Source organism: Sinorhizobium chiapasense, from assembly GCF_036488675.1.
In the GTDB taxonomy this organism is placed as follows: domain Bacteria; phylum Pseudomonadota; class Alphaproteobacteria; order Rhizobiales; family Rhizobiaceae; genus Sinorhizobium; species Sinorhizobium chiapasense.
The window spans coordinates 54,814-80,461 of sequence record NZ_CP133152.1 but is presented as its reverse complement, the minus strand read 5'-3'; the positions used below and the strand labels follow the sequence as shown (position 1 = coordinate 80,461).

General features: G+C 62.9%; 20 protein-coding genes. 7 read left to right on the top strand and 13 right to left on the bottom strand.

Features of this window, described 5'->3' with window-relative positions; translation table 11 throughout:
* Window positions 1-27 precede the first annotated feature (27 nt).
* The 6 genes from melA (RB548_RS25080) to melA (RB548_RS25055) all read right to left on the bottom strand — a co-directional run bounded on the left by melA (RB548_RS25080) (window position 28) and on the right by melA (RB548_RS25055) (window position 9,231).
* Window positions 28-1,401, bottom strand: coding sequence for an alpha-glucosidase/alpha-galactosidase (gene melA / locus RB548_RS25080; RefSeq protein ID WP_331376466.1), 1,374 nt, complete (start codon window positions 1,399-1,401; stop codon window positions 28-30).
* A 20-nt stretch (window positions 1,402-1,421) separates the two neighbouring features.
* Window positions 1,422-3,092, bottom strand: coding sequence for an ABC transporter ATP-binding protein (locus tag RB548_RS25075; RefSeq protein WP_331376465.1), 1,671 nt, complete (start codon window positions 3,090-3,092; stop codon window positions 1,422-1,424).
* Between the two features lie 11 nt (window positions 3,093-3,103).
* The gene (locus RB548_RS25070) at window positions 3,104-4,231 is read right to left on the bottom strand and encodes an ABC transporter permease (protein ID WP_331376464.1); all 1,128 of its coding nucleotides are present in this window, start codon (window positions 4,229-4,231) and stop codon (window positions 3,104-3,106) included.
* Window positions 4,228-5,241, bottom strand: coding sequence for an ABC transporter permease (locus RB548_RS25065; RefSeq protein WP_331376463.1), 1,014 nt, complete (start codon window positions 5,239-5,241; stop codon window positions 4,228-4,230). Before RB548_RS25065 ends, RB548_RS25070 begins: the two co-directional genes overlap by 4 nt.
* Before the next feature lie 116 nt (window positions 5,242-5,357).
* Window positions 5,358-7,439 carry an ABC transporter substrate-binding protein gene (locus RB548_RS25060; RefSeq protein ID WP_331376462.1) on the bottom strand — a complete coding sequence of 694 codons (2,082 nt, stop codon included), beginning with the start codon at window positions 7,437-7,439 and terminating at the stop codon, window positions 5,358-5,360.
* 319 nt (window positions 7,440-7,758) lie between these two features.
* The gene (melA, locus tag RB548_RS25055; protein ID WP_331376461.1) at window positions 7,759-9,231 is read right to left on the bottom strand and encodes an alpha-glucosidase/alpha-galactosidase; all 1,473 of its coding nucleotides are present in this window, start codon (window positions 9,229-9,231) and stop codon (window positions 7,759-7,761) included.
* Window positions 9,232-9,423: 192 nt separating this feature from the next.
* Between melA (RB548_RS25055) and RB548_RS25050 the strand changes: the two genes are divergently transcribed.
* The 7 genes from RB548_RS25050 to RB548_RS25020 all read left to right on the top strand — a co-directional run bounded on the left by RB548_RS25050 (window position 9,424) and on the right by RB548_RS25020 (window position 18,187).
* Window positions 9,424-10,359: an AraC family transcriptional regulator gene (locus tag RB548_RS25050; RefSeq protein WP_331376460.1), complete on the top strand. Its 936-nt coding sequence runs from the start codon at window positions 9,424-9,426 to the stop codon at window positions 10,357-10,359.
* A gap of 79 nt (window positions 10,360-10,438) precedes the next feature.
* Window positions 10,439-11,500 carry a LacI family DNA-binding transcriptional regulator gene (locus tag RB548_RS25045; RefSeq protein WP_331376459.1) on the top strand — a complete coding sequence of 354 codons (1,062 nt, stop codon included), beginning with the start codon at window positions 10,439-10,441 and terminating at the stop codon, window positions 11,498-11,500.
* 262 nt (window positions 11,501-11,762) lie between these two features.
* Window positions 11,763-13,037: an ABC transporter substrate-binding protein gene (locus tag RB548_RS25040; RefSeq protein WP_331376458.1), complete on the top strand. Its 1,275-nt coding sequence runs from the start codon at window positions 11,763-11,765 to the stop codon at window positions 13,035-13,037.
* A gap of 92 nt (window positions 13,038-13,129) precedes the next feature.
* Window positions 13,130-14,029, top strand: a complete 900-nt coding sequence (locus tag RB548_RS25035) for a carbohydrate ABC transporter permease (RefSeq protein ID WP_331376457.1) — start codon at window positions 13,130-13,132, stop codon at window positions 14,027-14,029.
* Complete coding sequence (locus RB548_RS25030) at window positions 14,026-14,847, top strand: carbohydrate ABC transporter permease (RefSeq protein ID WP_331376456.1); 822 nt, start codon at window positions 14,026-14,028, stop codon at window positions 14,845-14,847. The genes RB548_RS25035 and RB548_RS25030 overlap by 4 nt, the downstream gene beginning before the upstream one ends.
* Before the next feature lie 8 nt (window positions 14,848-14,855).
* The gene (locus RB548_RS25025) at window positions 14,856-17,114 is read left to right on the top strand and encodes a glycoside hydrolase family 2 protein (protein ID WP_331376455.1); all 2,259 of its coding nucleotides are present in this window, start codon (window positions 14,856-14,858) and stop codon (window positions 17,112-17,114) included.
* Window positions 17,111-18,187: an ABC transporter ATP-binding protein gene (locus tag RB548_RS25020; protein WP_331376454.1), complete on the top strand. Its 1,077-nt coding sequence runs from the start codon at window positions 17,111-17,113 to the stop codon at window positions 18,185-18,187. Before RB548_RS25025 ends, RB548_RS25020 begins: the two co-directional genes overlap by 4 nt.
* 156 nt (window positions 18,188-18,343) lie before the next feature.
* Here RB548_RS25020 and RB548_RS25015 read toward each other — a convergent pair whose 3' ends face one another.
* The 7 genes from RB548_RS25015 to RB548_RS24985 all read right to left on the bottom strand — a co-directional run bounded on the left by RB548_RS25015 (window position 18,344) and on the right by RB548_RS24985 (window position 25,596).
* Window positions 18,344-18,655, bottom strand: a complete 312-nt coding sequence (locus RB548_RS25015; protein WP_331376453.1) for a DUF2934 domain-containing protein — start codon at window positions 18,653-18,655, stop codon at window positions 18,344-18,346.
* 235 nt (window positions 18,656-18,890) lie between these two features.
* Entirely contained in the window at window positions 18,891-19,658 is a 768-nt protein-coding gene (locus tag RB548_RS25010) for a 3-hydroxyacyl-CoA dehydrogenase (protein WP_331376452.1), read from the bottom strand.
* 166 nt (window positions 19,659-19,824) lie between these two features.
* Window positions 19,825-21,069: a Gfo/Idh/MocA family protein gene (locus RB548_RS25005; protein ID WP_331376451.1), complete on the bottom strand. Its 1,245-nt coding sequence runs from the start codon at window positions 21,067-21,069 to the stop codon at window positions 19,825-19,827.
* A 60-nt stretch (window positions 21,070-21,129) separates the two neighbouring features.
* Window positions 21,130-22,152: a LacI family DNA-binding transcriptional regulator gene (locus RB548_RS25000; RefSeq protein WP_331376450.1), complete on the bottom strand. Its 1,023-nt coding sequence runs from the start codon at window positions 22,150-22,152 to the stop codon at window positions 21,130-21,132.
* Window positions 22,149-23,105, bottom strand: coding sequence for an ABC transporter permease (locus RB548_RS24995; protein WP_331376449.1), 957 nt, complete (start codon window positions 23,103-23,105; stop codon window positions 22,149-22,151). The genes RB548_RS25000 and RB548_RS24995 overlap by 4 nt, the downstream gene beginning before the upstream one ends.
* Window positions 23,102-24,091, bottom strand: coding sequence for an ABC transporter permease (locus tag RB548_RS24990; RefSeq protein WP_331376447.1), 990 nt, complete (start codon window positions 24,089-24,091; stop codon window positions 23,102-23,104). The genes RB548_RS24995 and RB548_RS24990 overlap by 4 nt, the downstream gene beginning before the upstream one ends.
* Window positions 24,091-25,596 carry a sugar ABC transporter ATP-binding protein gene (locus RB548_RS24985; RefSeq protein ID WP_331376446.1) on the bottom strand — a complete coding sequence of 502 codons (1,506 nt, stop codon included), beginning with the start codon at window positions 25,594-25,596 and terminating at the stop codon, window positions 24,091-24,093. Before RB548_RS24985 ends, RB548_RS24990 begins: the two co-directional genes overlap by 1 nt.
* Window positions 25,597-25,648 lie beyond the last annotated feature (52 nt).

Sequence of the window (25,648 nt, the reverse complement as noted above, 5' to 3'; positions counted from 1 at the left end):
TTCTTGCCACCTGACCGGGAGAAAAAATCAGGCGGCCTGAACCTTTTTCGAAACACGCGCCCATTCCGGAATCCAGTCGCGGTGGGCGGCAAGCAGGTCGTCGACGAGCGACCAGATCTGCTCGAGGTCGAGCTCGGCGGCCGTATGCGGATCCATCATCGCTGCGTGATAGAGGTGCTCGCGGTTCTCGTTGACGAGCGCCTGGACCGTCAGCTCCTGGACGTTGATGTTCGTGCGGATAAGCGCCGTCAACTGCGGCGGCAGCGCGCCGATATAGGTCGGCTGGATGCCGGAGGCATCGACCAGGCACGGGACTTCCGCCGCGCAGTTTTCCGGCAGCGAGGTGATGCAGCCGTTGTTCCTGAGGTTGCCGTAGATGACCGAGGGTTCGCCGGTCCAGACCGAGTTCATGATCGAGGAGGCGTATTCGTGGCTTTCCTTGACCTCGATCGTCTCGGCTTCCTTATAGGCAGCCGCCTGCCCTTTCCAGCGCTCGATCTGCTCGATGCAGCGCTTCGGATATTCGTCGAGCGGAATGCCGAATTTCTCGATGAGATCCGGACGCCCGTCCTTGATGAAATAGGGCGTGTACTCGGCGAAATGCTCCGAGCTCTCGGTGACGAAATAGCCGAGCCGCGTCAGCATCTCGTAACGCACCTTGTTCGGGCAGCGCGGGTTCCAGTGGCTGGGCTTCGGGAAGCGGCCTTCGCGATAGCCGCGGATCAAGTCCGGATAGAGGTCACGATAGCTGCCGTCCTTCTGGCGGTGCTCGAACTTCAGGTAAAAGGCCATGTGGTTGATGCCGGCGGCGCGGTAGCGGATTTCCTCGACCGGAATGTCAAGGTCGCGGGCAAGCTCGAAGGCGGTGCCCTGCACCGAATGGCAGAGGCCGACCTGCTTGATCGTCGGATACTTCTCCGCGATCGCCCAGGTGTTGATCGCCATCGGGTTGACGTATTGCAGCAGGATCGCCTCGGGGCAGACCGCGAGCATGTCCTCGCAGATCTTCCAGAGATGCGGCACGGTGCGCAAGCCCCGCATGATGCCGCCGACGCCGAGCGTGTCGGCGATCGTCTGGCGCAAGCCGTACTTCTTCGGCACCTCGAAGTCGGTGACGGTGCAGGGCTCGTAGCCGCCGATCTGGAAGGCGACGACGACGAAGTCGGCCCCTTCGAGCGCCTTCAACTGGTTCGAATGTGTTTCGATCTTTGCCGTGACGCCGAGCGTGCGCACGAGCTTGCCGGCGACGATCTCGCTTTCCGCGAGACGCTCGGGGTTGACGTCCATCAACGCGATGGTGGCGGCGGAGAGCGCCGGACGCTGCAGCACGTCACCGATGATGTTCTTCATGAAGACGGTGGAGCCGGCGCCGATGAAGGTGATCTTGGGTTGCCTGGTCATGGGATACCTCTGTTTGAAGGTCATGCGGCTACATCGAAGGCAGCCCTCACGAGCCGTTCGGTGTAGGCGGTCTTGGGATTGGAAAGGATTTCGCTCACCGGCCCCTCTTCGACGATCTTGCCGTGCTGCATCACCACCACGCGATGGCAGAGCGCGCGCACGACTTTGAGGTCGTGGGAGATGAAAAGATAGCTCAGGCCCCGCTCGTCCTGGAGCTTGCGCAACAGGTCGATGATCTGGGCCTGTACCGAGAGATCGAGCGCCGAGGTCGGCTCGTCGAGCAGGATGAATTCCGGTTCCAGCGCGATAGCCCGGGCGATGGCGATGCGCTGGCGTTGGCCGCCGGAAAACTCGTGCGGGAAACGCGACAGGATATTGGCCGGCATGCCGGCGCTGACAAGCGCGTCCTGGACGCGCGCCAGCCGGTCGTGCCGATTTTCGCCAATGCCGTTGACGATCAGGCCCTCCTCGATGATCTGCCCGACCGACATGCGCGGGTTGAGCGAGGCGAACGGGTCCTGGAAGACGATCTGGACCCGCGAGCGCAATGGCCGCATCGCCTTGCGGTCCCTACCGTGGATCGGCTGACCATCGAAGTAGATCTCCCCGCTGTCGGTGTTGATGAGCCGGATCAGCGCCTGCCCGAAGGTGGTCTTGCCCGAGCCGGACTCGCCGACGAGACCCAGCGTTTCGTGCCGGCGCAGGTGAAGATGCAGGCTGTCGACGGCGACGAGCTCCTTCAGTTCCGGCTTGAAGAAGCCGCCCTTCTTCAGCATGAAGGAAACCCTGACGTCCCGACCATCGAGCACGATCGGCGCATTGTCGGGAAGCGGATTGGCCACGCCTGAGGGTTCCGAGGCGAGCAGCCGGCGGGTGTAGGCGTGAAGCGGATCGGCGAAGAGCGCGGCCGTCGTGTTGTGTTCCTTCACCTCGCCATATTGCATGACGTAGACGTAGTCCGAGAACTGCCGGACGACCGTCAGGTCGTGCGTGATCAGGATCACGGCCATGCCGAGTTCCTTTTGCAGCTTGCGGATCAGGTTCAGGATCTGCGCCTGCACGGTGACGTCAAGGGCCGTTGTCGGCTCATCGGCAATCAGCACGTCCGGGTCGTTGGCGAGCGCCATGGCGATCATCACCCGCTGGCGCTGGCCGCCGGAAAGCTGATGCGGATACTGGTAGAGCCGCGCTTCCGGGTCCGGGATCTGCACGTGACGCAGGAGCTCCAGCGCCCGCTCGCTCGCTGCGCGGCGGCTCATGCGCCGATGCGCGCGGATCGCCTCGACGATCTGGCTGCCGATCGTATAGACCGGGTTCAGCGAGCTCATCGGCTCCTGGAAGATCATCGAGATCCGGTCGCCCCTGAGCGCCCGGCGCTGCCGCGCGGAAAACGTCAGCACGTCCTTGCCGTCATATTCGATGCGCGAATGGGAAGCGATCGTCGCGCGTTTGGACAAAAGGCCCATGATGCTGCGGGCCGTCACCGACTTGCCGGAGCCGGATTCGCCGACGATCGCGACTGTCTCGCCGCGATAGAGCTGGAAGGAAACGTCCTTCACCGCTTCGACCGTTCCGTGCTCGACCTTGAAGGTGACCGCCACCTTGCGCACGTCGATGATCGGTCTCGCACCCTTCGTCGCGAGGTCGCGTCTTTCTTCCGGGGCCGGGACAACGGTTTCCGTGTTCGCCATTGGCGGGCTCCTCAATAGGGGTCGATTGCGTCGCGCAGGCCGTCACCGAGCGCGTTGAAGGCGAAGACCGTGACGAGAACGAAGGCGACGGGCGAAAGGATCCAGGGATAGGAACCGATCGCCGAGTAATTCGCCGTATCCTGCAGCATCAGCCCCCAGGAAATGAGCGGCGGTTTCACCGCAAATCCGAGGAAGCCGAGGAAGGATTCGAGCAGCACGACCTGCGGGATCGACAGCGTCACCGCGACGATGACGTGGCTCATCACGTTCGGGAAAATGTGCTGGAAGATGATACGCCGGTCCGTCGCGCCGATCGCGATTGCCGCCCGTACATAGTCGATCCGGGCCAGCGCCAGCGTCTTGCCGCGGACCTCGCGCGACATCTGCGCCCAGCCGAGCGCCGACATCACGATGATGACGAAGGCGAGGAAGACGCTGGTCGGCGCCGTAACCGGGATCAGCGAGGCGAGCGCCAGATAGAGCGGCAGTTGCGGAAAGGCGAGCACGAGTTCGACGAAACGCTGCACCCAGGCATCGAAGCGACCGCCGAAATAGCCGGACACCATGCCGACGGTCGTGCCGACCACGGTGACGATGAAGACGACGATCAGCGCGATCATCAAGGAGATGCGCGAGCCGTGGAGAATGCGCGAGAGCACGTCGCGGCCGAACTTGTCGGTGCCGAGGAAATGGACTGCAGTCCCGTCAGCCGCGCCGAAGAGATGGCGCTCCGCCGGAATGAGGCCCAGAAGCCGGTAGGGCGCGCCCTTGACGAAGAAGCCGAGGATCTGCGGATTGTCGTAGTCGGGCCCGACTACCGGCTGGAAGGTGATCGGGTCGAGCTCTTCCGTCTCGCGCACCGGATAGCTTCGTGGCGGGAAGACGAAATTGCCGTCCTTGTCGTGGATGCTGATCGCCTGCGGCGGAGCGAAGCCGACGCCGGTGGCCTTCGGATCGACCGGCGACAGGAAATCGGCGGAGAGCGCCATGAGGATCAGCAGGCTGACGAGGATCAGGCCGAGCAGACCGGTCCAGGACCGCTTGAGGCGGCGCCAGACAAGCGCTGAATAGCTCTCGTTGTGGTGCTTTTCCTGCGGTTGCATGGCGAGCGGGATGGTGCTGTGTGTTTCGACACTCATGCGTAAGCCCCTCCTCCCATGCGCACCCGAGGATCGAGGGCGGCAAGCAGCATGTCGGCGATGATGTTGCCGACGATCAGCGTCGCGGAGAGAACCAGCATGAAGGTCGCAGTGACATAGACGTCGCCGACCCACATTGAACCGACGATTGCCGGGCCGACGGTCGGCAGCGCGAAGATGATCGCCGTCTCGATCTCGCCGGTGAGCATATAGGGAAGCACGACACCCTGGTACATGATCAGCGGGTGCAGGGCGTTGGGAACGGCATGCCGCATGACGACGGCACCCTCGCTCAAACCTTTGGCGCGCGCCGTTTCGACATATTGCGCGTTCAACGTGTCGAGCAGGTTTCCGCGCATGACGCGCATATTATAGGCGAGGCCGCCGAAGGTGGCGATCGCGACGACCGGCCAGACATGTTGCACCAGATCGACGAACTTCCCCCAGGACCAGGGCGCGCCACCGTAGCGGGCGGAATGGAAGCTGTTTATCTCGCTCACATTGAAATGGAAGACGAGGACATAGACGATGATCAGCGCCATCAGAAAGCGCGGCACCGTCATGCCGAGGAACGAGACGGTCGAAAGCAGGCTGTCGACCCAGGAATATTGCCGCGTTGCGGCAAGGATGCCGAAAGATATGCCGATGACCGATGCCAGAAGGTGGCACACCAGCGCCAGCGCCAGCGTGCGCGGCAGGCGCTCGCCGACGACGTCGGCAACCGGCTTGTTGTAATAAAGGCTGTGGCCGAAATCGCCGCGCGTCAGAATCCCGGTCATCCAGTTGACGTACTGGATCGGCAGCGGCTGATCGAGGCCGTGCTCCTTGCGATAGGCCTGCGCCTGCGCGTCGGCTTCCTCGAAGGAGGCCCCGCCCTGATTGATGAGCTGCGAGCGGATATAGTCGCTGTAGTCGCCGGGCGGCGCCTGGATGATGGCAAAGGTCGCCACGCTCAAGACAAGCAATACCGGAATGGCAGAGGCGATGCGGACAAGCAGAAATCTGAACATGCCGTTTCCTTCTGTCGTTCTTCGCGCGGGACGCCGGTGTTTCCGGCTTCCCGAGCGCATTGAAAGGACGCTCACTCTTCCGGCTTCGCCATGGAAGCCGGAAGAGTGGTTCGGGCTCAGTTGCTCGGGCCGCTATCGCCGGGCTTGCCGGGAAGCTGTTCCGGATAGAGCTCGTAGTCGCCCTGCTTGTCAGCCGCGACGAAGACCCGCTCGCGGATGATCGTATCTTCGGCCCAGTTGAACATGAAGATCGGAGCACCGGTCGGAATGTTCGAGAAGCGCTTGTTGATGATCAGCGCGCCCGGATATTCCGTCAGCCCGACCGTATCGACATTGGTCGTCGCGGTCTTCTGATACTGCTTCATCAACGCCGCCCGCTCGTCATTGTCGTTGCTGGCGATGAACTTGTTGACCAGATCGACGAGCTCCTGCTCGTAGGGCATCAGGTCGACGGTACCGCTTTCAGGGGCACGGTGGTGCCAGCTTGTGCGGGGACCCGTCGGCGCAAGCTGCGTCGTATTCTGCACGACGGACGTCAATTCCTGGTCGTTGCGGCGGATCAGCCAGTCGAACTTGCCGGCATACTGCGTCGCATCGCGTTTGGTGCCGTCGACCGCGTTGATAACCACCTTGAGGCCGAGCTGCTCCATCTGGCCGATCAGGCCCTCGGCAAGATTGCGGTCGGTGCCGTAGTCGGAATTCACGAGCAGCACGATCTGCACGTCCGCGCCGCCCGCAGTTCCTTCCGGGAAGTTGACGAAGCCGTTGCCGTCCGTGTCCTTCAAGCCCGCCTTTTCGAGCAGCGCCTTGGCGCCTTCGAGGTCGAAGGCATAGTACATGGTCGATTGGCGGTCGTAGAAGCTCGTGCCGGAGGAAAGTCCGCCCGGATAGATCGCCGTGAACGGGCCCTTGACCAGAGCTTCGCCGAGCTTCTTGCGGTCGACCGCCATGGTCACGGCCTTGCGGAAGTCGAGATTGCGGTTGAGCTCGCGCACCGCCTGGGCCCGCGCGTCCGGTTCGCCCCAGCCATTCGCCGAGAAGTTCAGGCGCAGATTGTAGCCGATGACGCGGGCACCGAAGGCAAGCCGTGCCGGCGCTGCCTCATCGGCCGCACGTTTAAGCGACTCGACGAAATTCTCCGGCTGCTCCAGGTTCGAGAAATCGCCCGAGCCGGCAATCGCCTGCACGTCGCGGTCGGCCCAGGTCGAAAGCTTGTAGTGCAGCTCGTTGAGGTAAGGCAGCTGGTTGCCGGCCTCGTCCACCTTCCAGTAGTAGGGGTTGCGGCGCAGCACGATGATGTCGTCCGGCCGGTAGGCGACCGGCACCCAGGCGCCCATCACCGGAATGTTCAGGTATTCCGCCGGAAAGCCGTTCTTGTACTGGTCATAGGTCGTGCCGGCATATTTCGGATGCTTGGTCTTCAAGATATGCGACGGGCCAGGGCAGAAAGTGCCGTAGGCCATGGCGTAGAGATGCTGGCGCGGGAAGGCCTCCTTGAAGGTCCATTCGACCGTGTATTTGTCGATCTGCTTCAGCGTGGTTCCAACCCCGAAGGTCTCGGGAGTGGCACCATTCAAAGGCGAAACGTTCGGGTCGACGACATTGTCATCCCAGTAGAACATCACGTCTTCGGCGTCGAAGGGATCGCCGTCCGACCATTTCGCACCCTCGACAAGGTGCATCGTCAGCTTGTGGCCGTCCTCGGACCATTCCCAGCTTCTGGCAAGGTTCGGCAGCGGCTCCACGTCGGCAGCCTCGACCTGGAAGAGCGGTGCGGTGCGCGTCAGGCATTCCGACATGCCGATGTCGATACCGCCCCAGCCCTGGGTCTGGCCGGCGCTGTAGTTCCAGCCTTCCGGCCGGCCGCCGATGACATGGCGCAGCGCGTCGCCGTAGATGCCGACGCCGTCCGGCATGTTGCCGGTCTTGAAGACCATCGGCTCCTTCGGCAGCCGCTCGGCAACCGGCGGCAGCTTGCCGGCCTTGACGAATTTCTCCGTCACCCAGTCCGGCTCCTTGTATTCGGGCAGCGCCTTGAACTCCAGAAGCGCGTCGCGCGGCACATAGGTGATCTTGCCCTGCGCCGGAAATGGCGGCTGCTCGGGCACGACGGTCGGCTCGGATGCGAAGGCCTGCACGGCGAAGGCGGATATGCCGATGAGCAGGCTCGCCGTTGTTGTCATTCGATGCGTTTTCATGGCCTTAAGGTTCTCCCTCCTCAATGCCACCCGAGGCGGGCGGCGCTCCTCTGACAGTCAGCGCTATCCGCGTCTCCTCACGCGAAGGTCCTAGCGCCGTCATTTCAATGCTTAGGCGGTTTCGCCGCGTTCCCCCTCTGACTGGGATTGCCCCTCATCCGGTCTGTCGGCCACCTTCTCCCCGCAGACGGGGCGAAGGGGACTCGCGGCGCCCGCTTAAGTCCCCTCTCCCCGCCTGCGGGGAGAGGGCTAGGGCGAGGGGCATTCCCGGTCAGAGGGGGTAGCGGTTGTCACCATCGCTCAGCTCCACCCACGCGACCTACCCGGCGGCACGCAGTTTCGCCGCTTCCTTCTCGGCGCGGATTTCCTCGATCGAGCGCACCTCGCGGCGCGCCGCGCCCTTCCAGTCGCGGGTCTTGACCGTCGCGCGGGCGAGCCGCTCCTTCGCGGCATCGATGGCGTGGGCGTATTGCGGCAGCCACTCGGCCTGGGCGACGACCATCTCGTCGACCATCTGCCACACCTCGTCCGGCGTGCAGATGGCACCGACCAGCGGGTCGTGCAGCACCGCGAGCTTCAGAAGCTCGATGTCGCCGGATATCGCCGCATGGACCGACATGCGCTGGACGTTGATCGACGAGATGCAGGTGGCCGCGCAGACCTCCGGCAGCGTGATTCCCGACACCATGTTGATGCCGAAGCGATCGACGAAACCGGGCGATTCGATGATCGCGTCCGCCGGCAGGTTGGTGATAACGCCATTGTTCTTGACGTTGAAATGGCCGCGATAGACCCGACCGGTCTCAAGGGCCTCGAGGATGTGGCTCGCATGTTCGTTCGAACGCTTCGCCGGATCGATCGGCTTGCCGGCGGAAGCCAAGAGCTGCGGATACTCCGTTTCGAACCAGTTGCGGGTTTCGGTGGAGTAACGCAGATAGCCGCCGGTCTCGCCATGGATCCAGTCCGACATGTCGATCCATCTGGTGATCTCTTCCGGGCGCTTGCGGTACCAGGGCAGGTATTCGGAGAGATGGCCGTTGCTTTCCGTCGAATAGACACCGAAGCGCTTTAGGACGTCGATCCTGAGCTTTTCCTGCTTGGAGAAGACCGGATGGGCCTCGAAGGCGGCGACAAGCTCGTCCTTGCCGATCTTGCGGCCGCCCAAGCGCACGTCGATGAACCATGTCTGGTGGTTGATGCCCGAGCAGATATAGTCGAGCTCGCCATCCTTGGCGCCGAGGATTTCCGCGATCTGCTCGCCGCCGTGCTGGACGCCGTGGCAGAGGCCCACGGTGTCGACCTTGCCGTATTCGATCGCGGCCCAGGTGTTCATCGCCATCGGGTTGGCGTAGTTCAGGAATTTGGCGCCGGGTTCGGCGACCTCGCGGATGTCCTTGCAGAAGTCGAGGATCACCGGAATGTTGCGCTGGCCGTAGAGAATGCCGCCCGCGCAGATCGTATCGCCGACGCATTGGTCGACGCCGTATTTCAGCGGGATGCGGATGTCGTCGGCATAGGCGCCGAGCCCGCCAACCCGAACGCAGCTGATGATGTAGCGCGCGCCTTCGAGCGCCTTGCGGCGATCGGTGGTGGCGGTCACGCGCGTCGGCAGGCTGTTCGCATCGACGATCCGGTCGAGGATCGTCTTGATCATTCCGAGGTTGCGTTCGCTGAGATCTGTCAGCGCAAACTCGACGTCCTGGAGCTCCGGCACGGAGAGAATGTCGGTGAAAAGCTTCTTGGTGAAACCGATGCTGCCGGCACCGATAATAGCGATCTTGAAGCGGCTCATGGTCGTCTCGTTCCTCCTCGTCCCGCGGCATTCGCGCTATAAGGGTAAAATCAATTCATCGAATTGACGCTGGCCGCAAAGCGCGACCCCTCCTCTCCCAGGCCCTTTCCTGTTGCGGAAAGCGCCGTCTTGCGCGATCTGCGGCCATTATGTGTATAATCAACCGTACGACTAGAGAGGTATTGTGCTTTCATGGGTAATTCTGTGCTGCAGGATTTGATCGACCATGGCCCGGTGATGCGGACCGTTTCATTGCCGCGGGGAAGGCAAAGCCTGCACACCATGCCGACCAGCACCGGTTATGAGATCAGGACCGACGCGAGCTATGATTGGGACGGACGAAAGCGCGGCCAGACGCCGTTCACCGTTCTGCAGCATACGATCGGCGGCGCCGGCAACCTGCGCTACGAGAACCGTACCTATCGGCTGCGCCCGGGCGAGACGCAGCTTCTGCTGGTGCCGCACAATCACCGCTACTGGCTGGAGGACGGGGGACGCTGGGAGTTCTTCTGGATATCGATGAACGGTGAAGAGGCGCTCCGAATCCACCGGGCCATCCTGGCGGTAACGGGCCCTGTGCTGAAGCTGCAACCGGAAACGATCGAGCATTTGGCCGATTGCAGCCTGCGCCTCATCACCGGCGGCGAGACGCCGGGTCGCGCCTCGGCGATCGCCTACGAGGCGGCAATGGCGCTCTATGACGACGTCTTTGGGTCGCACCCGGTCTTCAGCCAGGAATACCGGACCATGCATCACGTCATCGATCACATCATGGCCAACTTGGAAAAGCCGCTCCCGGTCGAGGAACTCGCAAAGGTCTCGGGTCTCAGCCGGGCGCATTTCTCGCGCGTCTTCGCGGCAAGCGAGGGCATGCCGCCGGCCGAATTCGTCCTGCAGAAGCGGCTGCAGCGGGCGGTGAAGCTTCTCACCAAGACCGCAAGCCTGCCGGTCAAGGAAGTCGCGATCCTGTCGGGCTTCGACGATCCCAATTATTTCGCCAAGGTGTTCCGCCGCGTCTTCGGCGCAAGTCCGACCGAGTTCCGCACCACCGGCATGTATGCGAGCGTACCCGTGAAAACGCAGAAGATAAGCGAGTCCGTGACCACGCTCGCTGCTGCTTGCGATTGAAAAAGTCGCGATAAAAATTTACTAAACGAGTGAGCAAAGCAAAAGCAGCGCGCGCGGCTGACAGGCGGGACGCAAGAGAATGGTCACAATCAAGGAAATCGCATCGGCCGTCGGCGTCTCGTCAGCGACCGTCTCGCGGGTCTTGAACTACGATCCGACGCTATCGATCTCCACCACGAAGCGCCAGGCAATCATCGAGACGGCCGAGGCGCTCAACTATGCCACGCCGCGCAACCGCATCCGCGCCGCTGCCCAAGGCATCGGCGCCGGGCTGAAGATTGCGCTCGTGCATTTCCTCGATCCCGCCCAGGAACTTGCAGATCCCTATTATGTCGGCGTCAGGCTCGGCATCGAAAGCCGCTGTCAGGCGCTGAAAAGCGAGGTCGTCAAGGTCTTCCTGACCGGGAGCGCTCCCGAAGCGGCAATGCTGGAGGGAGCCTCGGGCGTGGTGGCCGTTGGTCACTACTATGGCGACGAGCTCGAATGGCTCCGCCGCCATAGCCGGCACCTGGTGTTCGCCGATTATGCGCCTGCCGGAGACGTGGACGACGCCGTGCTGAGCGACGTTTCCCTCGCCATGAGCCGGCTGCTGGCAGCGATCCACGCCATGGGCTATCGCCGCATCGGCTTTATCGGCTGGATCGACGCCTTCTACGGCCCCGACAACATCCATGCGGAACGTCGCTGCCGCACCTACATCGACTGGATGACCAAAGCCGGCCTCTATGATCCGGAATTGTGCATGGTCGAGCGAATGACACCGGACAGCGGCTATACGCTCGCCAAGGCGATGCTGACGAAGCCCAATCCGCCGCAGATCCTCATCACCTGCAACGACAACATGGCACTCGGCGCCTATCGGGCGATCCATGAAATGGGCCTCAAAATTCCTGACGACGTCGCCGTGGTCAGTTTCAACGACATTCCCGTCGCACAGTTCCTAGGGCCTCCGCTTTCCACCGTAAAAATTCCGGCGGAGCTGATCGGGGAAACCGCGGTCGACCTGCTGCTCGAGCGCCTTTCCGGCCGCGAGATCGCCAAGAAGGTTGTTCTCGGTACCGAAATCATCTGGCGCGGAAGCACCCCTCACGCTGCCGACGCCGCGGCGGTGGTCGAGGCCAGGCGGTCGGCCAGCAGCTAGGAAGAGCGCCGTCACGCAAATTGCCCCTCACCCTAGCCCTCCCCCGCAGGCGGGGAGAGGGAACTGAGCACCCGCCGCGAGTCCCTTCGCCCCGCTTGCGGGAGAAGGTGGCCGGCAGGCCGGATGAGGGGCGATCCAAGGCCTTGGAAAAATCCGAAGTAAAAATTTACTGAAAATATTGCCTCGTTCCCGATTTTGAGAAATACTCCGCGCCGAGACAGGGAGGACTGTCTCGGGGAACACAAGATTCCGGGAGGAAACAATGGACAATCTGGCGCGTGCCTATCTGCCACGCATCGCCGGCCTTGCGCTGGCGAGCGTGAGCTTCCTGGCGGTGACTGCCGCCGAGGCAAAGGAAATCACCATCTGGTGCTGGGATCCGAACTTCAACGTCGCGATCATGAAGGAGGCCGGCGCCCGCTACACGAAGACCCATCCGGACGTCACCTTCAACGTCGTCGATTTTGCCAAGACCGACGTCGAGCAGAAGCTTCAGACAGGTCTTGCCTCCGGCACCGCCGATGCGCTGCCCGACATCGTTCTGATCGAGGACTACGGCGCTCAGAAATATCTTCAATCCTTCCCGGGTGCCTTCGCGGCCCTCTCCGGCACCGTCGATTATTCCGGCTTCGCTCCCTACAAGGTCGACGTGATGACCGTTGACGGCCAGGTCTACGGCATGCCCTTCGATTCCGGCGTCACCGGGCTCTACTACCGCAAGGACTACCTCGAACAGGCCGGCTTCAAGCCGGAGGACATGCAGAACCTCACCTGGGATCGCTTCATCGAGATTGGTCAGCAGGTCGAGGAAAAGACCGGCAAGAAGATGATGGGGCTCGACCCCAACGATGCCGGCCTCGTCCGCATCATCATGCAGTCGGCGGGACAGTGGTATTTCGACAAGGATGGCAAGGCCAATGTCACCGGCAATCCGGCGCTGAAGGCAGCGCTTGAAACTGTCGGCAAGATCATGTCGGCCAATATCTACAAGCCGGCGGCCGGCTGGTCCGACTGGGTCGGGACCTTCACCTCCGGCGATGTCGCCGCGGTCGTCACCGGCGTCTGGATCACCGGCACCGTCAAGGCGCAGCCGGATCAGGCCGGCAAATGGGGCGTCGCGCCAATTCCCGCGCTTTCGATCGACGGCGCCACGCATGCCTCGAACCTCGGCGGATCGAGCTGGTATGTGCTGGAAAGCTCGGCGGAGAAGGCCGAGGCGATCGACTTCCTCAACGAGATCTACGCCAAGGACATCGATTTCTACCAAAAGATCCTGCAGGATCGAGGCGCCGTCGGCTCGCTGCTCGCCGCGCGCGGCGGAGCGGCTTACGAGGCGGCCGATCCGTTCTTCGGTGGCGAGAAGGTCTGGCAGAACTTCTCCGACTGGCTGGCAAAAGTGCCGTCGGTGAACTACGGCATCTTCACCAATGAGGCGGATACCGCCGTCACCGCGCAACTGCCGGCGCTCACGCAGGGAACGCCGGTCGACGATGTCCTCAAGGCGATCGACGCCGAGGTCAGCGCGCAGATCCAATGACCGGATGAGGAAGGTGGGCGGGCGACTGCCCACCTTCCCGCCGCACTCGATGTGCGGCCGACAGGTTTCCGTTCCTTCCCACGAGGATGACGATGGTTCACGCGCGCCGCGGCAGCATCGGCCGCTACTACGACATCAATGGCTGGCTCTTCGTCGCCCCGGTGCTCGGGCTGATCGGCCTTTTCATGATCTATCCGATCGTCTGGTCGCTGTGGATGTCCTTCCAGTCCGGCCGCGGCATGATGATGAAGTTCGCCGGCTTCGCGAATATCGTCCGCCTCTGGAACGATCCGGTTTTCATCAAGGCGCTCACCAACACGATGACCTATTTCGTCGTGCAGGTGCCGATCATGATCCTGCTCGCGCTGATCCTTGCGTCGATCCTCAATAATCCGCGGCTCGTCGGGCGCGGCCTGTTCCGCACCGCGATCTTCCTGCCCTGCGTCACCTCGCTGGTCGCCTATTCGGTGCTCTTCAAGGGCATGTTCGCGCCCGACGGCGTCGTCAACTCGACGCTGCAGGCGATCGGCATCATTTCCACGCCCATCCCCTGGCTGACTAATCCGTTCTGGGCGAAGGTGCTCGTCATCATCGCGATCACCTGGCGATGGACCGGCTACAACATGATCTTCTATCTCGCGGCGCTCCAGAACATCGACAGGTCGATCTACGAGGTGGCGCGCATCGACGGTGTCCCCGCCTGGGCACGCTTTACCCACATCACCATCCCGCTCTTGAAACCGGTCATCCTCTTCACCACGGTGATCTCGACGATCGGCACGGTGCAGCTCTTCGACGAGGTCTACAATCTCACCGAAGGCCGGGGCGGACCGTCCAATGCGACGCTGACGCTGTCGCTCTACATCTACAATCTCACCTTCCGCTTCATGCCGAATTTCGGCTATGCGGCAACTGTCTCCTACGTCATCGTCGTGCTCGTTGCGCTTCTCGCCTTCTTCCAGTTCTTTGCGGCCCGGGAGCGCGACAAATGACGAACGGCATCGGACGCGCGGCCGGCGCGCTTCTCACCTACTGCTTCCTGGGGCTAATGGCCTTCCTCTCCGTTTTCCCCTTCATCTGGATGGTGTTCGGCGCCACCAATTCATCGATCGATATCATCAAGGGCAGGGTGCTACCGGGTGCTGCGCTTTCAACCAATGTCAACACGTTCTTCACCCAGGTGAACGCACCGCTCGTCTTCTGGAATTCCGCGAAGATCGCGATCCTCTCGACGGTGCTGACCCTCGCCGTCTCGTCGCTCGCCGGCTACGGTTTCGAGATATTCCGCTCGCGCCATCGCGAACGTCTCTATCGCGCCCTGCTCTTGACGCTGATGATCCCGTTTGCGGCGCTGATGATCCCGCTCTTCATCATGATGGGCAAGGCAGGGCTCATCAACACGCACATCGCCGTCGTGCTGCCGACCATCGGCTCGGCCTTCGTCGTCTTCTATTTCCGCCAGTGCACCAAGGCGTTTCCGTCGGAACTGCGCGACGCCGCGAAGGTCGACGGCCTCAAGGAATGGCAGATCTTCCTTTTCATCTACGTGCCGGTGATGCGCTCCACCTACGCGGCCGCCTTCATCATCGTCTTCATGACGGCCTGGAACAACTATCTCTGGCCGCTGATCGTGCTGCAATCCAACGAGACGAAGACGATCACGCTGGTCATCTCCTCGCTCGCCTCCGCCTATTATCCCGATTACGGCGTCGTCATGGTCGGAACCGTTCTCGCGACGCTTCCGACCCTTGCCGTCTTCTTCTTCATGCAACGTCAGTTCGTCCAGGGCATGCTGGGCTCAGTCAAATAGGAATGATGATGCGCTCTGTTACTTCGTTCAACGATTCATGGATTTTTTCCGAAGGATTCACGGCTGCCGAGGTGGCCACGCTTAAGCCCGGCCAGGCGATCAGCCTGCCGCACAGTGCGGTCGAACTGCCGTTAAACTATTTCGACGAAACGTCCTATCAGCGCGCCTTCACCTATCAGAAGGTGCTGCCCTGGCGCCCGGAGTTCGCGGAGCGCGAAATCTCGCTCGTCTTCGATGCCGCCATGGCCGATGCCGTCGTCTATCTGAACGGCGAGGAGATCGTCGCCCACAAGGACGGCTATACCCCCTTCGAGGCGCGCCTAACCGGCAAGCTCCGCGACGGCGACAACCTGATCACGGTCAAGATCGACGGCAGCGAGAATCCGGAGATCCCGCCCTTCGGCGGCCGGATCGACTATCTCACTTACGCGGGTATCTATCGCGACGTCTGGCTGAAGGTCACCCACCCAGTCTCGATCGCCAATATCAAGATCGAGACGCGTGATGTTTTGAGCGACGCCAAATCCGTCACCGTTCGCTGCGATTTTTCCAATCCGCAGGGTCTCCCCTTCTCCGGCACGGTGACGGCGCTCTTGAGGGACGCGGAAGGCGAACTCCTGGCTGAAGCGGTCGGCGAGACCCGCGGAGGAAGCGTCACGCTCGAAATGAGTGGCCTCACGGGTCTGTCGCTCTGGGATGTCGACAATCCGGTGCTTTACCAGGTCGAGGTGCAGCTCAGGACCGATCACGGCCGCGACCTCCTCTCCTCGCATTTCGGTTTCCGCACGGCGGAGTTCACCACCGAAGGCTTCCGGCTGAATGGCCGCCCGCTCAAGATCCGCGGCCTCAACCGTCACCAGTCCTTCCCCTATGTCGGCTACGCCATGGGCCGCAGCGCGCAGGAGCGCGACGCGGAAATCCTGAAACACACGCTCCACTGCAATCTCGTGCGCACCTCGCACTACCCGCAGTCGAAGTGGTTTCTCGACCATTGCGACCGCATCGGCCTGCTCGTCTTCGAGGAAATCCCCGGCTGGCAGCATATCGGCGGCGAGGCCTGGAAACAGGAGGCGATCCTCAACGTCCGCCGCATGATCGAGCGCGACTGGAACCATCCCTCGATCGTCATCTGGGGTGTCAGGATCAACGAGTCGCAGGATTCGCACGACTTCTACGTCGAAACCAACCGGTTGGCGCGTGAACTCGACCCGACGCGGCAGACCGGCGGCGTGCGCTACATCACCGACAGCGAATTTTTGGAAGACGTCTATACGATGAACGACTTCATCCTCGGCAACGAGGAGCTACCGGGGTCGAACCGGCCGCGCACGGCGCTCCGCCTGCAGCAGGAATGCACCGGACTCGATCGCAAGGTGCCCTACCTCATCACCGAGTTCGGCGGCCACATGTATCCGACGAAGATCTATGATCAGGAGCAGCGGCAGGCCGAGCATGTGCGCCGGCATCTCGAGGTGCTGAACGCCGCCCATGGGAGCCCAAACATTTCCGGCGCGATCGGCTGGTGCATGTTCGACTACAACACCCATAAGGATTTCGGCTCGGGCGACCGCATCTGCTATCACGGCGTCATGGACATGTTCCGCGAGCCGAAATTCGCAGCCTACGTCTATGCCAGCCAGTGCGATCCGTCCGAAGAGGTGGTGATGAAGCCCGTGACCTTCTGGGCGCGCGGCGAGCGAAACATCGGCGGCGTGCTGCCCTTGATCGTGCTCACCAATTGCGACGAGGTCGAACTGAAGTACGGGTCGTTGACGAAGCGGGTAGGCCCGGACCGTGAAAACTTCCCGCATCTGCCGCACGCCCCCGTCGTCATCGATCATCGCCACTTCACCAAGGACGAGCTCGGCGTGTGGGGCATGAAATGGGAAAGCGCGGAATTCACCGGCTTCATCGCCGGCAAACCCGTGGCCAGCCTGCGCATGGTCGCCGATCCCGTTCCGACCACTTTGCAGGTCGAGGCCGACAGCAAGACGCTCCATGCCGAAGGCCGCGACAGCGTGCGGGTAATCGTCCGCGCGCTGGATCAGGTCGGCAACATCCTGCCCTTCCTGAACGATGCCGTCGACATCGCGGTAGAAGGTCCGGCGCGGCTCATCGGGCCGGGCCGGATTGTCTTCCAGGGAGGCTCGACCGGCTTTTGGCTCGAATCGACGGGGAAGACGGGCGGCGTTGTCGTCACCGTCGGTTCGTCGCGGCTCGGCTCGGCGAAGCTTGAGCTCTCCGTCGTGGGAGCAGCGAGCGCATGAGCGATCTGCAACTCAGCGACATCCGCAAATCCTATGGCAGCCTGGAGGTCATCAAGGGCGTCGATCTCGATATAAAATCCGGCGAGTTCGTCGTCTTCGTCGGCCCGTCCGGCTGCGGCAAGTCTACCCTTTTGCGAATGATCGCCGGTCTCGAGGAGATCACCTCCGGCGATCTCACGATCGACGGCGAGCGGATGAACGATGTCGATCCGTCGAAGCGCGGCATCGCCATGGTCTTTCAGTCCTATGCGCTCTATCCGCACATGACCGTGCGCGAGAACATGGGCTTTGCGCTACGCTTCGCCGGCGTCGCCAAGGCCGAGATCGAACGCCGCGTCGGCGAGGCGGCGAAAATCCTCGAGCTGGATCCCCTGCTCGACCGGAAGCCCAAGCAGCTTTCCGGCGGGCAGCGCCAGCGCGTGGCGATCGGCCGCGCGATCGTCAGGCACCCGAAGATCTTTCTTTTCGACGAACCGCTTTCCAATCTCGATGCCGAGCTGCGCGTGCACATGCGCATCGAGATCGCCCGGCTCCACAAGACGCTCGCCACCACGATCGTCTACGTCACCCATGACCAGGTCGAGGCGATGACGCTTGCCGACAAGATCGTGGTGATGCGCGGCGGCGTGGTCGAGCAGGTCGGCTCGCCGCTCGAACTTTACGACGACCCCGCCAATCTCTTCGTCGCCGGCTTCATCGGCTCGCCGAAGATGAACTTCCTCAGGGGTGCGATCGAGCCCGGCGATGGCGGGCAGTTTTGTGTGCGCCTGCCGGACTACGCGGACGCGAAGATCCCGGTCAAGCTGAAGGCGGCGCCGCCGGGAACTCCGGTAACGGTCGGCATCCGCCCGGAGCACTTCAACGAGACCGGGCCGGCGGCCCTCGATCTGACGATCGACATGCTCGAGCATCTCGGCGGCGAGACCTTTGCTTACGCCCGCCACGGCAATGGCGATCTCGTCGTCATCGAAACGAAGAACGGCCGCGGCCTGAAATCGGGCGACCGCATCGCCGCCCGGTTCGACCCTTCTTGCGCGCTCGTGTTCGACGTCAATGGTAAGCGCCTGCGGTAGGGAGATTTTCTACCCGCGCCATTCAAAAATGTGCCGCCGAAGCTCGTGCCGCGTGCCGCCGGCCGGGATAAGGAAAAGTGTATGCGGTTTTCCGCCCGTATCCCGCGTCTCAACCCATTCGATCATTTCATTTTTTCTTTGAAACAGTGAAATGATCTAGCGGCTCTCGGTCCGTTCGCCTTTCTTGTTGCGGCTTTTGGAAGCGGGACTCTTCTTCGGCTTTGCATCGTCTTGCTGCTTCCTTGCTGCGGATTTCCTCGGTTTTTTCCCTTCAGAAGGGTCTGCAGACGCAAGAGCGTCGCCAGAAGGCGCAGCATTCTTCGGCTCGCCGCCCCGATTGATCCCTGCGGCCTGAATCTCTTCCGCGGCCTCGAACCAGTGCTTCAGGCCGTCGCCCTCCGGCCGCCCCGCTCTCTCCCACAGTTCATAGGCCCGCTTCCTGATCAGTTCTTCGCCGTCCGTCTTCATGGCAAACGCTCCTTATCAGTTGAGGTGGCAGATGACCGGTGGGTGGCCGTTAAGCCTGATGATGTCGCATCGAAAGGAGAGTTTAGGCAGAATGCTGGATGCCCGCAATCGCAACGCGCTTTCGCGCGTGGTTACTTTTTGCAGCGAGGCGATGTGGATCCGTGCGGCGCATGCAGCGCCGGAAGCCACACCGATTGCCTGATCCCTCTCCCGTGGGCCTCTCTCGTGGGTCCGCCTATCGCGCCCCCATCCGCAACGCGCCGTCGAGGCGGATGACCTCTCCGTTCAGCATGTCGTTCTCGCAGATATGCCGGACAAGCGCGGCATATTCCGCCGGGCGGCCGAGGCGCGACGGGAACGGCACGCTCTTGCCGAGCGAATCCTGCACCTCCTGCGGCATGCCGGCCATCATCGGCGTTTCGAAGATGCCCGGTGCGATCGAGACGACGCGGATGCCGAAGCGCGCGAGCTCGCGCGCGATCGGCAGCGTCATCGCCACGACGCCGCCCTTGGACGCCGAATAGGCCGCCTGGCCGATCTGCCCGTCGAACGCGGCAACCGAGGCCGTGTTGATGATGACGCCGCGGGCGCCGCCGTCATCCGGTTCTTCCTTCGCGATCGCCGCCGCGGCGAGGCGGATCATGTTGAAGGTGCCGACGAGATTGATGCCGACCGCCCGCGTAAAGCTTTCTAGGCGATGCGGCCCGTCGCGTCCGAGCACTTTTTCGCCGGGCGCAATGCCGGCGCAGTTCACAAGGCCGTGGAGATGGCCGAAGCTCTCAAGCGCGACCGCGACCGCCACCTCGCCCTCCGCCTCGCTCGTCACGTCGGTCGGCGCGAAACGCGCCTTTACGCCGAGCTCGGCGGCAATTGCCGAACCCGTGTCGGCATTGACATCGGCGATGACGACAGAGGCGCCATCGGCGACAAGGGCGCGTGCGACGGCGGCCCCGAGCCCCGAGCCAGCGCCGGTAACCAGAAAGACCTTGTCCCGGATCAGCATGGCCGCGCTCCCCCAACCCGGTGGGCCGTGTTCCTCTGCATCATATTTTCCTCCCGTCCGTATCTCGGATCACGTATGTCCTGCGCGTCTGACTAGACGCAGCACGGTAGGCGCGGACTATAACCAGACGCGCCGTCGGAGGCGACACCGAAGGACGCGCGATCGGTCACGCGCCGGTGCGCGCTACGACCGGAACGTAGTCTTCCAGCTCCGGCGCCGGAAACACGAGCGTCGCGCCGATCTCGGCCGACCGATAGAGACCCATCAGGATCTCGACCACGGCGAGGCCGTCCTCGAAGGTTTCGAGCGGCTTCACGCCGTTGCGGAAACACTCGACCATGTGCCGGTTTTCGTCCGTGTAGCCATAGACGCTGGCCTCGTCCTCCAGAATCGGCATCAGCCCCTGCTCGGCATTCTGCTTTTCGACGAGATCTTCGCCCTCGGACCCCTTGACCGCGCGCGACAAGAAGATCTTCAGGCCCGTCCCGAGCGAATTGTATTCCAGCGCATATTCCGGCCCCAGGAGTTCGAGCTGGATGCGCAAGCCGGCGCCGACATAGGCCCAGGAGGTGGTCGCCTCGATTATCAGCTCGTTGCCGTCCTCGTCCTCGAGCGTGACGGTCGCGCGGGCAAAATCTTCCGCGGGACGCCTGCCGTAGTCGACCGCCTTTCCGAAGCGCTCGCTGAGCTCATCGGCATAGCCCGGCCGGGTCCACTTCAGGTTTGCGACCGTGCCGTTGACCGCCTTCACCTTCAGCGAGTTGCGCGGGGCACCCGGCGCCGTCAGGAGATGCCGCGCCACCTCGACGCTGTGGCACATCATGTCGGAGAGCACCCCGCCGCCCTGTTTGTCGCCCTGCCAGAACCAGGGTTCATGCGGGCCGGAATGCTCTTCCGCGGCGCGCGCAAGATAGGGCCGGCCGGTGGTCGACGCCGCACGGCGCCAGATGATCTCCTTGCCGCGCAGGACCGGCGTCGAGAAGACCTGGTTCTCGAGATAACCGTGGTTGAGGCCGGCGTCTTGCGCCAGCCGCAGCATTTCGCGCGCTTCGGCGACGGTGCGCGCCAGCGGCTTCTCGCAGGCGACGGCGAAGATCTTGCTGCGCCCTGCCTTGACCGCCTGGTTGAGCGTCCGCGTCACCTCGATCCGCGTGTAGTTCGGCGAGAGAATCCAGATCGCGTCGACATCCTCGGCGGTAACGAGCGATTCGAGGCTGTCATGCGCACGGCAGCTCCCGAGGTCGAGCGCCTCGACCTCTCTGGCAAACCGCGCGCGGTGTTCGGCTGTGGGGCTGAAGGCACCCGTCACCTCGACATTGCGCACGCCGACCAGCGATTTCAGGTGGAACTGCGCGATGAAGCCGGTTCCGACGAAGCCGACGCGCAATGTCTGCCTTGGCAATCCAGTCATTCTCTCCTCCCTGCAGCGCTTTGAATTGCTGCATGTCTTCGTCCCTAGATCGGCTCCGATTCAAGGAGACATGCAGTAGTTACTAGCCGGCGGTGCCGTACTGCCCCTGATGTTGAGAACAGTCGGCAGGACGATCGGTTCCTCGCGATTGATTTCGGCGCCCGATAGGATCTTAAGAAGCATCGCCATGGCCGTGCGGCCGATCTCGGTCCTCGGCTGGCTGACGGTCGTCAGCGGCGGATAGAAGGCCTTGCTGAGATAGAGATCGTCGAAGCCGACGACCGATACGTCGCCCGGCACGTCGTGCCCCATTCTTCTCAGCTCGTGAACCGCGCCATAGGCCATCTCGTCATTGCCGACGAAGAGCGCCGTCGGCGGCTCCGGCAGCGTGAAAAGCGAACGGCAGCATTCCTGTCCGCTTTCGAGCAGGAAGTCGCCGCGCATCTCATAAGCCTCCGGGATGTCGAGCCCGGCATTGCGCATCGCCTCGCGATAGCCCTCGCGCCGATGAAGGCTCATCGGCTCCGGAACCGGTCCGCTGATATGCGCGATCCGCCGATGCCCGAGCCCGATCAGATGCTCGACGGCGCCGCGCGCGGCAGCAATATTGTCGACCTGCACATGCGGCAGGCCCGACCCCTCGATCATTTCCAGCGCCACGACCACCGGCAACTGGTTCCGGCCGCCAGACGGCGGCAGCTTGCCTGTCATCAGGACCATGCCGTCGGCATGGCCATAACGCAGCATGTTGAAATACTCGGTCTCGCGGGCCGGATCATTCTCGGTATTGCCCATCAGCACCGAATAGCCGGCTTCCCGCGCCGTCGCCTCCACGCCTTTCAGGATGTCGAGATAGAAGGGATTGCCGACGTCACGCACAACGAGCAGGACCGACATGGTCCTGCGGGTCCTCAAGTTCCGGGCACTGACATTGGGTCGGTAGTTGAGTTCGCGCGCGAGATCATGGATGCGCTGGCGCGTCTCGGCGGTGACCAGTGCCGAGTCGCTGAGCGCACGCGAAACGGTCGCAACCGACACGCCCGCCCGCTCGGCGATATCCTTGATCTTCGGCCGCTCTCTCATGCACGCATCGCCCGACCCCGACCATAAAACATCATGAGCACGAGCAGCGTCGCCCCGAACACCATCTGCCGCCCGGATTCGTCGATGTTCACGGTGGTCAGGATGCTCTGAAGGATGACGAGCAGGATCGCGCCCGCCATGGTGCCGGTATAGCCGCCCTTGCCGCCGGCAAGCGACGTGCCGCCGAAGACGACCGCGATGATCGACGGAAGCGTGTATTGCTCGCCGACATTGGCGAAGGACGAGCCGGAATAGCCGAGCAAACAAAGGCCGGCGACCGCAGCGAACATGCCGGAAATGATGAAGATCGCGATACGCATCAGCCGGACCGGAACCCCGGCCATGTAGGCCGCATGCTCATTCGAGCCGATGGCATAGATGCGGTGGCCGAAAACCGTGCGGTGGAGCATGAAGGCCATGATGAGGCCGATCATGATCCACAGCCAGATGATGCCGGGAATACCGGCCACGAGCGGTTGCGTGACAAAGCCCGAAAGGCCGGGCGCGGCGCGGCCGGAGGGAATGCCCATGCGGATCACGACGAGCAGCCCCTGGAGCACGCCGAGCATGCCGAGCGTCATGACGAGGGGCGGGATGCGCAGGAGCGTCACACCCAACCCGTTGAGCAGGCCGAAGAAGGCGCCGGCGGCGAGGCAGGCGAGGATCGCCGGCACAATGCCGCTGTCTGCCCCGTTCATGACGTTGCCGGCGATGATCGCCGAAAGCGAAACGACGCCGCCGACCGAAAGGTCGATGCCCTCGCGCCCGCCGAGAATGACGACGTTCTGGCCCGCCGCAACAATGCCGAGCAGCGAGGCAACGATCAGCAGCCTCAGAACCTGTCCGCCGGAGGCAAAGCCCGGCGACAGCGTTTGGCCGAGGTAGAGAAGAACCGCGATCAGCGCGAGCGCAACAATGAGCGGCTGACGGATGAAAGTGAGGATCGCCGTCATGCCCGCGCCCTTCTGCCTGCCAGCACGCCTGCCATCAACACGACGAGAATAGCGAACCCCTGAACGAAATTCTGCCATTCCGACGGCGTGCCCATGAAGAAGACGACCGAGTTGATGAGACCGATCGTCAGCGCCCCAAGAGCCGAGCCGACCACCGTTCCCCAGCCGCCGGAAAGCGCGCTGCCGCCGAGCACGACGGCGGCGACGCTGTAGAGCGTCATCTTGCCTCCGACCAGGGGGTCGCCGCTCGCCGTATCGCCGGTGATGCAGAAGGCGGCGAGTGCGGAGAAGAGCCCGCAAAGAAGGTAGCCCTTGATCCGTATCGGCACGACCGGCAGCCCGGTCTGGTAGGCCGCCTGCTGGTCGTCGCCGACCGCGAGCAACTGCGTGACGAGGCGCGTGCGGCTAAGCACCAGGAGCACGACCGTGAGCACCGCCAGGATATAGAAGACGAAGGGCACGCCGAGCAGCCGGCCTCCATAGGTTCGCCAGAACAGCGCCGGCGCCGGCGTGCCGGCAACGGGAAGGATGTAGAGGGCGAAGCCGGTGAAGAAGATGCTCGTCGCGAAGGTCGCAACGATCGCCTGCAGCCGCAATGCGGCGACGACAATGCCGTTCAGGAGCCCGCAGGCGAGCCCGAGCAGAAGGCCAAGAGCAAGGGCGAGCAGCACGGCGCCGGCCCCGCCCCCCCATCGCTCCATCAAGACAACGATCGCGACATTGACGAGCGACAGGATCGAGCCCGCGGAGAGATCGATATCACCGGCATAGACGACGTAGGTCTGGGCGATCGCGAGCAGGATCAGCGCCATGTAGGTGCTGAAGAGCCCCGTCAGCGACCGGTAGCTGAGGCTGTTCGGCGAAAAGACGCCGTTGAGCAACAGCAGGCCCATGACGATCACGAGCGCCGGCAGAAAGGGATAGCGCTCCAGGACCTTGCGAATGCCGCCCGCGCGCGCCCTCGGTGTGATTGTGATCTCTGCCATCACGCGGCCTCGTAAGCGGCTTGATAGAGATTGTAGCGCGTGCGCTCGGCACCCGTCAGTTCGCGGCTGACCGAGCCGCCGTTGAACACCAGGATGCGGTTGGCGTTCCCGAGCAATTCGGCGTCTTCCGATGAATAGAGCAGGATGCCGAGGCCCTCGGCTGCCAGCTGGCGGATGAGCGCGAAGAGGTCGGCCTTCGCCGAAAGGTCGATGCCCTTGGTCGGGTCGTCGAGCAGCAGCACATCGGGGCGGTCGATCAACCAGCGGGCGATGATCACCTTTTGCTGGTTGCCGCCGGAAAGCGAATTGATCGGATGGAACAGGCTCGCAAACTTGGTGTGCATGCTTTGAAGCGCCGGCACCACCTTGTCGCGTAGCTTGGAGGGCCGCGCGATCATCAGGCGATCGCGCAGATAATGGATCGGCGTGACGTTCTCGATGATCGGCCTGCCGCTGATGACGCCGTCACGGCCGCGATCGCCCGAAACATAGGCACAGCCGCGTCGAATCGCCTCGCGCGGGCTCGAAACGTCAAAGCGGCCGTCGCCAATCAACACCTCGCCCGAGCCGATCGACCCTGCGCCGAAGATCGCTCTCAGCAACGCCGACTGGCCCTGACCGTGCAGCCCGCCAAAGCCGAGGATTTCGCCCTTGGCGACTTCGAAACTGACATTGCGGAAACCGCGACCGGAGAGATTGCGCACGGTCATCGCCGCGCCGTCCTTGCCGTTGACGACGGCGGGGGCCGACGACTGCGAAGCCGGCATGTCGCCGGAGCCGCCGACCATCAGCCGGATAACCGAGGCAGCATCCGTCTCGGCGAGATTGAGCGTCGTGATCGTCTCGCCGTCGCGAATGATCGTCACCCGGTCGCCGATCGCCTTGATCTCGTCCATGCGGTGGGAAATGAAGATGACGCCCCGGTCCTGCCGCTTCAGATCGCGCAGGATCTCGAAGAAGCGATCGACCTGCGCCCGGTCGAGCGCCGAGGTCGGTTCGTCGAAGATCATGATCGGCGCCTCGCTTGCGAGCGCTTTCATGATCTCCACGAGCTGCCGCTGGTCGGGACGCAGGTTGCCGACGAGAGCGTCGGCGGAAAATCCTTCTCCGGCCACCTCCTCGAAGAGCCTGATATAGCGCGCTGCACGCTGCTTGAGCAAAGCCCGGTCGACAAACAGGTGGGATTTGATCGGCAATGCGGCAAGACAGATGTTTTCCTCGACCGAGCGGTGAGCAGCAAGGCTGAGCTCCTGGTAGAAAATGCCGATCCCCTCTGCATGCGCCGAGTGCGGTCCGGTGATTGTGACCGGCCTGTTGTCGATCAGAATCTTCCCGGCATCCGGCCGCACACTGCCGGCGATGATCTTGCAAAGCGTGCTCTTGCCGGATCCGTTCGAGCCCATGAGGACATGAACTTCGCCGGCCATGACTTCCAGATCGCCGCGACGCAGCGCCAACGTGGCGCCGTAAGCCTTGCTTACGCCGCTCAGTCTCAATTTCGTCATGGAACTTCGTCCATTGCAGTGCGACGAGAAGCACGGGCCGAGACTCGGCCCG

Bases quoted from the DNA above. Each gene is read 5' to 3' on its own strand.
- melA (WP_331376466.1), bottom strand. From the start codon at position 1,401: ATGACCAGGCAACCCAAGATCACCTTCATCGGCGCCGGCTCCACCGTC.
- RB548_RS25070 (WP_331376464.1), bottom strand. From the start codon at position 4,231: ATGAGTGTCGAAACACACAGCACCATCCCGCTCGCCATGCAACCGCAG.
- RB548_RS24995 (WP_331376449.1), bottom strand. From the start codon at position 23,105: ATGACGGCGATCCTCACTTTCATCCGTCAGCCGCTCATTGTTGCGCTC.
- melA (WP_331376461.1), bottom strand. From the start codon at position 9,231: ATGAGCCGCTTCAAGATCGCTATTATCGGTGCCGGCAGCATCGGTTTC.
- RB548_RS25040 (WP_331376458.1), top strand. From the start codon at position 11,763: ATGGACAATCTGGCGCGTGCCTATCTGCCACGCATCGCCGGCCTTGCG.
- RB548_RS25020 (WP_331376454.1), top strand. From the start codon at position 17,111: ATGAGCGATCTGCAACTCAGCGACATCCGCAAATCCTATGGCAGCCTG.
- RB548_RS24990 (WP_331376447.1), bottom strand. From the start codon at position 24,091: ATGGCAGAGATCACAATCACACCGAGGGCGCGCGCGGGCGGCATTCGC.
- RB548_RS25075 (WP_331376465.1), bottom strand. From the start codon at position 3,092: ATGGCGAACACGGAAACCGTTGTCCCGGCCCCGGAAGAAAGACGCGAC.
- RB548_RS25065 (WP_331376463.1), bottom strand. From the start codon at position 5,241: ATGTTCAGATTTCTGCTTGTCCGCATCGCCTCTGCCATTCCGGTATTG.
- RB548_RS25000 (WP_331376450.1), bottom strand. From the start codon at position 22,152: ATGAGAGAGCGGCCGAAGATCAAGGATATCGCCGAGCGGGCGGGCGTG.
- RB548_RS24985 (WP_331376446.1), bottom strand. From the start codon at position 25,596: ATGACGAAATTGAGACTGAGCGGCGTAAGCAAGGCTTACGGCGCCACG.
- RB548_RS25060 (WP_331376462.1), bottom strand. From the start codon at position 7,439: ATGAAAACGCATCGAATGACAACAACGGCGAGCCTGCTCATCGGCATA.
- RB548_RS25045 (WP_331376459.1), top strand. From the start codon at position 10,439: ATGGTCACAATCAAGGAAATCGCATCGGCCGTCGGCGTCTCGTCAGCG.
- RB548_RS25050 (WP_331376460.1), top strand. From the start codon at position 9,424: ATGGGTAATTCTGTGCTGCAGGATTTGATCGACCATGGCCCGGTGATG.
- RB548_RS25010 (WP_331376452.1), bottom strand. From the start codon at position 19,658: ATGCTGATCCGGGACAAGGTCTTTCTGGTTACCGGCGCTGGCTCGGGG.
- RB548_RS25035 (WP_331376457.1), top strand. From the start codon at position 13,130: ATGGTTCACGCGCGCCGCGGCAGCATCGGCCGCTACTACGACATCAAT.
- RB548_RS25030 (WP_331376456.1), top strand. From the start codon at position 14,026: ATGACGAACGGCATCGGACGCGCGGCCGGCGCGCTTCTCACCTACTGC.
- RB548_RS25025 (WP_331376455.1), top strand. From the start codon at position 14,856: ATGCGCTCTGTTACTTCGTTCAACGATTCATGGATTTTTTCCGAAGGA.
- RB548_RS25015 (WP_331376453.1), bottom strand. From the start codon at position 18,655: ATGAAGACGGACGGCGAAGAACTGATCAGGAAGCGGGCCTATGAACTG.
- RB548_RS25005 (WP_331376451.1), bottom strand. From the start codon at position 21,069: ATGACTGGATTGCCAAGGCAGACATTGCGCGTCGGCTTCGTCGGAACC.